Source organism: Mycobacterium sp. shizuoka-1, from assembly GCF_002723835.1.
Taxonomy (GTDB): Bacteria; Actinomycetota; Actinomycetes; order Mycobacteriales; family Mycobacteriaceae; genus Mycobacterium.
The window spans coordinates 9819-16889 of the sequence record NZ_BEWG01000005.1 but is presented as its reverse complement, the minus strand read 5'-3'; the positions used below and the strand labels follow the sequence as shown (position 1 = coordinate 16889).

The following is a 7071-nucleotide window of genomic DNA, read 5'->3' as shown; positions in this document are numbered from 1 at the left end:
GCCATTCGGCTGGCCCGGGAGGGCGCCGACGTCATCGTCTCCGACATTTGCGCGACGGTCAGCGACACGATTCCCTATCCCGGGACCACGTCCGAGGACCTGCGCGAGACCGCGCAGTTGGTCGAGGCCGAGGGGCGCAAGGTGCTGGCCCGCGAGGTGGACGTGCGCGACGACGCTGCGCTGCGCCAACTGGTGGCCGATGGTGTCGAACAGTTCGGGCGCCTGGACATCCTGGTCGCCAACGCCGGCGTGCTGTCCTGGGGCCGGTTGTGGGAGCTCACCGACGAGCAGTGGAACACCGTCATCGACACCAATCTCACCGGCACGTGGCGCACCCTGCGCGCGGTCGTCCCGGCGATGATCGAGGCGGGCAACGGTGGCTCGATCATCGTGGTCAGCTCGTCGGCCGGCGTGAAGGCCACCCCGGGCAACAGCCATTACGCGGCCTCCAAGCACGGCCTGACCGCGCTGACCAACTCCCTTGCCCTCGAGGCCGGCGAGTACGGCATCCGGGTGAACTCCATCCATCCCTACTCGGTGGCCACCCCGATGACCGAAAACGAGGCCATGCTCGGTGTTTTCGGCGCCCACCCCAGCTATCTCCACGGCTTTGCGCCGATGCCGTACCTGCCGGTGGGCCAGAGCGCGACCGGCAAGCGGTCCGATTTCATGAACGTCGACGAGGTCGCCGACGTCGTGGTGTGGCTGGCCGGTGACGGTTCGGCCACCCTGTCCGGGTCGCAGATCAGTGTGGACCGCGGGGTGCTCAAGTACTAGGCGAACTAACCGGGCAGGACCAGAACCGGAACGGGGCTGTGCCGCATGATCTTCGAACCGCGTGACCCGAGGAACACCCGGGCGATATCCCCGCGCGGCGAGGTTCCCAACGCGAGTACCTCGCCGTCCTCCCACTCGGCGGCGTCGAGGGCCTGATCCCAGCCGTTGCCGCTGACCACCTGGAGCAAAGCGTCGTCACCGACCACGCCGTCCACTCGCAACTGAGCCAGCATTTCGCGGGCGTGCGTCTCCCACGCAGCCAGGATCGAATCCTCGGCGTGCAGACCGACTTCTGGTGGATACATGGTCCGGCCACGCACCGCGAAGGTGATCACCCGCAGCGGCACCCCGAACTGCTCGGCCAGGCCGGCGACCCGCTTGACCACCGTCACCGCTTCGGGTGTGCCCGGGTACCCGCAGGTGATCCTGGTCAACCGCGGTATGCGGGTGCTGCGGTAACCACGCGGTGCGATCGCCATCGGCACCGGCGCCGAATGCAACAACCGGTCGGCGGTCGATCCGACGACGACCTGGCCGAGTTGGCCGTTGGACGACGAGCCCAGCACCAGCAGGTCGGCGTCGAGTTCGTCGACCACCTCGACGAGACCGCCGGACACCGAGCGGTGGGCGTGACTGTGGTAGGCCACCTCCACCTCATCGGAGAGCGCGGCCAGATAGCGTTGCGCCTCCTTGGCGGAGTCCGCGGCGAGTTGGTCTGCCCAGGCGGCATATTCGGCGTCGATACGGGCCGGCGACGGCGTGGTCCAGGGCTTGGGTACGACGGTCGCCACGGTCAGCGACGTGTGCAGGGTGCGCGCCGCGCCCAGTGCCAGGGTCAGCGGCGCGGTGCCGCTCTTGCCTGCGAGGTAGCCGACGACCACCGTCATGACGCATCCTGCGGTGGCTTGACGACCTCGACGTCGTCGATTCCCGGTGTGGCACCGGCGATCACGCCATCCCCACGGCCGTTGAGCGCGCTGTGGTGGCGGCCCCACACGAAGTAGAACACCAACACCACCGCGACCCAGGCAGAGAATGCGATCCAGGTGTACCAGTGCAGGCTGTAAAGGATGTAGCCGCAGGCCAGCACCGACAGCACCGGGGTCACCGGGTACCCGGGCACCTTGAACCCGCGCGGCAGGTCGGGTTCACGGATCCGCAGCAGCACCACGCCGACCGAGACGACGATGAACGCGACCAGCGTGCCGATCGACACCATGTCGGCCAGGTAGTCCAACGGGACGACGCCGGCCAGGATGCTGACCACGATCGCCACGATGACGGTGTTGTTGACCGGAGTCATGCTGCGCGTGTTGACCTTGGCGAACATCGAGGGCAGCAGTCCGTCGCGGCCCATGGCGAACAGGATGCGGGTCTGGCCGTAGAGCGTCACCAGGGTCACCGAGAAGATCGAGATCACCGCGCCGGCCGCCAGCACGGTGCCCCAGTAGTGGGCGCCGGTGACGTTGTCCAGGATGGTGGCCAGACCGGCCTCCTGCCCCTCGAAGTCGGTCCAGGCCTGGGCGCCCAGTGCGGCGATCGTGACCAGGATGTAGACCGCGGTGACGGTGATCAGGGCGGCGAGAATGGCCCGCGGCATGGTCTTCTGCGGGTTCTTCACCTCGTCACCGGCGGTCGACACGGCATCCAGGCCGATATAGGAGAAGAAGATGGTGCCTGCGGCCGAGCCGATTCCGGCGGCGCCGAGCGGGGCGAAGTCCGCGAACCGGTCGGTGTCGAATGCGGTGAACGCGATGATCGAGAACATCACCAGCACGCCCAGTTTGATCAGCACCATGACGGTGTTGACGGTGGCCGACTCGCTGGCGCCTCGGATCAGCAGCAGGGCGCACATGGCGACCAGGAACACCGCGGGCAGGTTGATCACTCCGGGCGTGCTGTCCCAGGGTGCGGCCGAGATCGCTTGCGGCAGATGATGGCCGAGGAAATTGTCGAGCAGCTTGTTGACGTACTGACTCCAGCCGACGGCCACTGCCGCGGTCGACACGCCGTATTCGAGCAGCAGGCAGGCCGCCACGCCCATCGCCACGACTTCGCCGAGTGTGGTGTAGGCGTAGGAATACGTCGAGCCCGACACCGGCACTGCCGAGGCCAGTTCGGCGTAGCAGACCGCCGCCAGACCGGCCGCGATCCCGGCGATGATGAACGAGATGACCACACCGGGACCCGCCTCTGGAACCGCCTCCGAGAGAACGAAGAAGATACCGGTGCCGACGGTGGATCCCACGCCGAACATCGTCAGCTGGAACGTGCCGATGCTGCGCTTGAGGTGATCGGAGGCGCCGTGAGCGACCGGCGCGCCGAGGACGGGCCGTCGGCGCAGCATCTGTTCGGTCAGATTGATCGGCGGGGCCGTCATGTGCGCCTCCTGGGGTCGCGGCGATTTAGCCGATTATGAGCCCGCCCCGGTCAGTACGCTCGCGAACTGCTCAACAGCCCAGTCGATCTCCTCGGCGGTGATCACCAGCGGCGGGGCGAATCGCAATGTCGAACCGTGGGTGTCCTTGACCAGCACGCCACGCTCGGCCAGTGCCAGGCTGAGGTCCTTGCCGGTCCCCAGCCGTGGGTCGATGTCGACACCCGCCCACAAGCCCAGCCCGCGCACCGCGAGCACCCCGTGACCGATGAGGGTGCGCAGCCGGGCGTGTAGGTGCAGACCTAATTCGGTTGAGCGGGACTGGAATTCGCCGCGCGCGAGAATGTCGACCACGGTGGAGCCGATGGCGGCCGCCAGGGGGTTGCCGCCGAAGGTGGAGCCGTGTTCACCGGGGTGAAGGACCCCGAGGACGTCGCGGTCGGCGACCACCGCCGACAGCGGAACGACTCCGCCGCCGAGGGCCTTGCCCAACAGGTAGATGTCGGGCACGACGTCCCAGTGATCGCAGGCGAAGGTGTGGCCGGTGCGGGCCAGACCGGACTGGATCTCGTCGGCGATCAGCAGCACATTGTGCTGTGTGCACAACCGGCGCAGCCGGGGGAGATAGTCGTCGGGCGGAACGATGATCCCGGCCTCGCCCTGGATCGGTTCGACCAGGACCGCGACCGTGTGCTCATCGATGGCGTCGGCGACGGCTTGCGCGTCGCCGAACGGGACGGACCGGAATCCCGGCGTGAACGGACCGAAGCCGCCGCGGGCGGTCTCGTCCGAGGAGAAGCTGACGATGCTGATCGTGCGGCCGTGGAAGTTGTTGTCGGCCACGATGATGTTGGCCATGTTCGGGCCGACGCCCTTGACATCGGCACCCCATTTGCGGGCCACCTTCAGACCGCTCTCCACGGCTTCGGCGCCGCTGTTCATCGGCAGCACCATGTCCTTGCCGCACAACCCGGCCAGTGCAGCGCAGAACGGGCCGAGCTGATTGGAGTGGAACGCACGGCTGACCAGGGTCACCGCGTCGAGCTGGCGGTGGGCGGTGGCGACGATCTCGTCGTTGTGGTGACCGAAGTTGACCGCGGAGTACGCGGCCAGGCAGTCCAGGTAGCGGCGCCCCTCGACGTCGGTGATCCATGCCCCGCGGGCGCTGGCCGCGACCACCGGGAGCGGCGAATAGTTGTGGGCGGCATAGGTGTTGTCGAGCGCGATGGCTTCGGCGGTGGCACCGGTGGTCGTGTCGGCCATGGTCATGAAAACACCTCCAACGTGCAACATTTCACCGAGCCGCCACCCTTGAGCAGCTCGGACAGGTCGACGCCGATCGGGTGGAATCCCGCGTGGTACAGCTGCTCGGCAAAGCCGGTGGCCGCTGCCGGGTACACGACGTGCTTGCCGTCGGACACCGCGTTGAGGCCCAGGACATAGGCGTCCGTGCTGGCCACTTCGATCGCATCGGGGAACAGGGCGCGCAGCCGGGCGCGGGCCTCGTCGGTGAATGCCGGCGGATAGTAGGCGATGGTGGTGTCGTCGAGCACGGCCAGCGCGGTGTCGAGGTGGTAGAAGCGCGGATCGACGAGTTCCAGCGAGATCACCGGCAGGCCGGTGATGGCGGCCACCTCGGCGTGGGCCTGCGGATGCGTGCGAAAACCGTTTCCTGCCAAGATCATCGAGCCGACGACCAGCAGGTCGCCTTGCCCTTCGTTGACATGGCGGGTCGGTACCGGCGCGTGCCCGCGCTGGTCCATCCAGGCGGCGTAGGCCGCCGATTCGCCATGCCGCTCGGCGTGCTTGAAGCGGGCGACGATCGCGGTGCCGTTGATGATGAGCCCGGCGTTGGCGGCGTAGACCATGTCCGGTAGGCCGGCGACCGGTTCCACCAGGTCGACGGTGTGCCCCAGCCTGCGATAGGTGTCGCGCAGGGTTTCCCATTGGCTCACCGCGCGATCGACGTCGACCGGCGTGCTGGTGTCCATCCACGGGTTGATGGCGTATTCGACGGCGAAGAACGTCGGCGGGGTCATGGCGTAGTGGCGAAGTCGCTGGCGGCGCGGGGTCTTCGTCGACTCGGCGGCGACATCAGGGGATATCGTCATGAAACAACGATAGAAGTGCGCTCCTGCGCAATCAATCGACCTCTATTGCGTGTCTATGGTCGATTTCTTGCGTCAGGGCTACCATTGCGTGGATCTATTAACCGTGGGGGCTGCCAATGGACCGGCTGGACGATACCGACGAGCGCATCCTCGCCGAACTCGCCGAGCATGCCCGCGCCACCTTCGCCGAGATCGGTGCGCGGGTGAATCTGTCGGCGCCCGCGGTCAAACGCCGGGTCGACCGAATGCTGGACAACGGAGTGATCCGCGGCTTCACCACCGTGATCGACCGCAGCGCTTTGGGCTGGAACACCGAGGCTTACGTCCAGGTGTATTGCCATGGCACGATCGCGCCAGATCAGTTGCGCGCGGCCTGGATTGACATCCCCGAGATCATCAGCGCCGCCACCGTCACCGGTACGTCCGATGCCATTCTGCATGTGCTCGCCCGCGACATGCGCCATCTGGAGGCCGCCCTCGAGCGCATCCGGTCCAGCGCCGACATCGAACGAAGCGAGAGCATCGTGGTGCTGTCCAACCTGATCGATCGCTCACCCGCCTGACCCGCGGGTAACCGAGGCTGGCGTACACGCGGTGCCGGCGATCGTGTAAGAACACCACGTGAGCACGAGCGAAAACGGGATTCTCATCGTGGGTGGCGGCCTGGCTGCCACCCGGGCCGCCGAACAGCTGCGCAAGTCGGAGTACACCGGGCCGGTCACCATCGTCAGCGACGAAGTGCACCTGCCCTATGACCGGCCGCCGCTGTCCAAGGACGTGCTGCACGCCGACCTCGGCGATGTCACGCTCAAGCCCGCGGAGTTCTACGCCGACAACAACATCACCCTTCGACTGGGCAGCGCGGTCACGGCGCTGGACACCGCGGCCAAGTCGGTGACCCTGGCCGACGGCTCGGTGCTGGGCTACGACGAACTGGTGATCGCGACGGGTCTGGTTCCCAAGCGCATTCCGTCGTTCCCCGACCTGGAGGGCATCCGGGTGCTGCGGTCGTTCGACGAGGCGCTGGCGCTGCGCACCCACGCCGCATCGGCGCGCAAGGCGGTGATCATCGGCGCCGGGTTCATCGGCTGCGAGGTGGCCGCCAGCCTGCGCAAGCTCGGCGTCGACGTCGTGCTGGTGGAGCCGCAGCCGGCGCCGCTGGCCTCGGTGCTGGGCGAGCAGGTCGGAAACCTGGTCACCCGGCTGCACCGGGCCGAGGGTGTGGATGTGCGCACCGGCGTCGGGGTGGCCGAGGTCCGCGGTCAGGACGGCCACGTCAGCGCCGTCGTGCTGTCCGACGGCAGCGAGTTGCCCGCCGATCTGGTGGTGGTGGGCATCGGCTCGCGCCCGGCCACCGACTGGTTGGAGGGGAGCGGCGTGGCCGTCGACAACGGCGTCGTCTGCGACGAGGCAGGGCGCACCAACGTCCCGGGAGTCTGGGCGATCGGCGACGTCGCCTCGTGGCGGGATGCCACCGGACATCAAGCCCGCGTGGAGCACTGGAGCAACGTCGCCGAGCAAGCCCGTGCGATCGTGCCGGCGATGCTGGGGCAGGAGGCGCCCTCGGTGGTCGTCGTCCCGTACTTCTGGAGTGACCAGTACGACGTCAAGATCCAGTGCCTCGGTGAACCTGAGGCCACCGACACCGTGCACATCGTCGAGGACGACGGGCGCAAGTTCCTGGCGTTCTACGAGCGCGATGGTGTGGTGGCCGGAGTGGTCGGCGGCGGCATGCCGGGCAAGGTCATGAAGGTCCGCGCCAAGATCGCCGCCGGCGCCCCGATCGCCGAGGTACTCCCCAGTTCC

At 67.6% G+C, this 7071-nt stretch carries 7 protein-coding genes; 3 read left to right on the top strand and 4 right to left on the bottom strand.

The features are described from left to right. On the top strand, nucleotides 1-777 hold a 777-nt coding region (locus MSZK_RS01140), incomplete at its 5' end, for a mycofactocin-coupled SDR family oxidoreductase (RefSeq protein ID WP_233211060.1). A gap of 5 nt (nucleotides 778-782) precedes the next feature. On the opposite strand, the gene MSZK_RS01135 is transcribed toward MSZK_RS01140, so the two are convergent. From MSZK_RS01135 to ddaH, 4 genes are read right to left on the bottom strand one after another with little or no spacing between them, the layout of a single operon-like run. After that, nucleotides 783-1664 carry a universal stress protein gene (locus MSZK_RS01135; protein WP_099243972.1) on the bottom strand — a complete coding sequence of 294 codons (882 nt, stop codon included), beginning with the start codon at nucleotides 1662-1664 and terminating at the stop codon, nucleotides 783-785. Further along, nucleotides 1661-3157 carry an amino acid permease gene (locus MSZK_RS01130; RefSeq protein ID WP_099243970.1) on the bottom strand — a complete coding sequence of 499 codons (1497 nt, stop codon included), beginning with the start codon at nucleotides 3155-3157 and terminating at the stop codon, nucleotides 1661-1663. The genes MSZK_RS01135 and MSZK_RS01130 overlap by 4 nt, the downstream gene beginning before the upstream one ends. 33 nt (nucleotides 3158-3190) lie before the next feature. Beyond that, nucleotides 3191-4423 (bottom strand): ornithine--oxo-acid transaminase, encoded by a 1233-nt coding sequence (rocD, locus tag MSZK_RS01125; RefSeq protein WP_199203147.1) that lies wholly within the window; start codon nucleotides 4421-4423, stop codon nucleotides 3191-3193. Further along, complete coding sequence (gene ddaH / locus MSZK_RS01120; protein ID WP_099243968.1) at nucleotides 4420-5265, bottom strand: dimethylargininase; 846 nt, start codon at nucleotides 5263-5265, stop codon at nucleotides 4420-4422. The genes rocD and ddaH overlap by 4 nt, the downstream gene beginning before the upstream one ends. A 116-nt stretch (nucleotides 5266-5381) precedes the next feature. On the opposite strand from ddaH, the gene MSZK_RS01115 reads away from it, so the two are divergent. Then, complete coding sequence (locus MSZK_RS01115; RefSeq protein WP_099243966.1) at nucleotides 5382-5828, top strand: Lrp/AsnC family transcriptional regulator; 447 nt, start codon at nucleotides 5382-5384, stop codon at nucleotides 5826-5828. 58 nt (nucleotides 5829-5886) lie between these two features. Beyond that, nucleotides 5887-7071: NAD(P)/FAD-dependent oxidoreductase (locus tag MSZK_RS01110; RefSeq protein ID WP_099243986.1), on the top strand; the 1185-nt coding region annotated here is incomplete at its 3' end.